The 1,524-nt window shown below is 73.1% G+C and carries 2 protein-coding genes; both read left to right on the top strand.

Annotation, left to right across the window (positions count from 1 at the left end; genetic code table 11):
• Positions 1–432 (top strand): RrF2 family transcriptional regulator (locus ACTUAL_RS20315; RefSeq protein WP_440901365.1); only part of this gene is annotated, 432 nt, incomplete at its 5' end.
• A gap of 13 nt (positions 433–445) precedes the next feature.
• Positions 446–1,524 (top strand): globin domain-containing protein (locus ACTUAL_RS20310; protein ID WP_440901364.1); only part of this gene is annotated, 1,079 nt, incomplete at its 3' end.

Here is a 1,524-nt window from a genome sequence, read left to right as displayed (position 1 = left end):
TGGATCATGCACCTCAGCAAGGCCACCGACATCGCCCTGCGCGTGCTGATGCTCGCCGCGGCCAAGGACGCCCAGCTCACCGTGGACGACCTCGCGACGACCATGAACGTGCCGCGCAACCACGTGGCCAAGGTGGTCCAGCGCCTGCAGAAGGAAGGCCTGGTCACCACGGCGCGGGGGCGCAACGGCGGGGTCTCGGTCCCGCCGGAGGCGAAGGCGGTGTCGGCCGGTCACGTGGTGCGCCGGTTCGAGGGCGAGGACGAGGTCGTGGACTGCGAGCAGGGACCCTGCCCGCTGCACCGCGCGTGCCTGCTGCGCGGCGCGCTGCGCACGGCCCGCGAGGCGTTCTTCGCCTCGCTGGACACCGTGCTGCTGCGCGACCTGATCGCCCCGCCCACGGGCCCGGTCCTGCTGTCGCTGACGAGGGAATGAGGGGAACCACGCCATGTTGTCCGCACAGTCGCGGGAGATCGTCACGGCCACCCTGCCGGTGGTCCGGGAGCACGTGGTCGCGATCGCGACCCGCTTCTACAGCCGGATGCTCGGGGAGAACCCCGAGCTGCTGAACGTGTTCAACCGGGGGAACCAGGCCAGCGGCGAGCAGCGGAAAGCGCTTGCCGGATCGGTGGTGGCGTACGCCGCGCACCTGGTCGGCCAGGGCCAGGAGATCCCGCTCGACGCGGTGATCAGCCGCATCGCGCACAAGCACGTGTCGCTGGGCATCACGCCCGAGCAGTACACGATCGTCGGCCGCTACCTGATGGGCGCGGTGAAGGAGGTGCTGGGCGAGGCGGTCACGCCGGAGGTCGCGGCGGCCTGGGACGAGGTGTACTGGCTGTTCGCGGTCAAGCTGATCGCGATCGAGACCCGCATGTACCACGACCTGCGCGCGGACCCGGCGCGGATCTACGCGCCGTGGGTGGTCACCGGGCGGGTCGAGGAGGCCGAGGACGCGGTGTCGCTGCTGCTGGCCCCGAAGTCCGGGCCGGTGCCGCACCACCTGGCGGGCCAGTACGTCACGGTCGCGCTGGAGATGGCCGACGGCGTGCGGCAAGGCAGGCAGTACACCGTGTCGCGGGCGGCGGGGCACGAGGCGCTGCGGATCACCGTCCGCCGGGTGCGCGGCGCGGGCGGCGCCCCGGACGGCGAGGTGTCCACGCTGCTGACCACCACGACGAAGGTCGGCGACGAGGTCTGGGTGACCCCGCCGGTCGGCGACATCGCACTCGCCGAGGGCTCGGGGCCGGTCGTGCTGGCCAGCGCGGGCATCGGCGTCACGCCCATGGTGGCGATGCTGGACCACCTGGCCGGGCACTCCCCGGACCGCCCGGTCGCGTTCGTGCACGCCGACCGCTCCCCCGCCAGGCACGCGCTGGCCCAGGAGGCGCAGCGGCTCGGCGGCAGGCTGGAGTCGTTCACCAGCACGCTGTTCTACGAGCAGGACGCCCCGGAGGGCGCGCGCGCCGGGCTGGTCGACCCGGAGGCGGTGCCCGCCCACCCGGACGCGGACTTCTACCTGTGCGG

This window comes from Actinosynnema sp., assembly GCF_052038725.1.
This window is presented reverse-complemented; position numbering and strand designations above follow the sequence as displayed.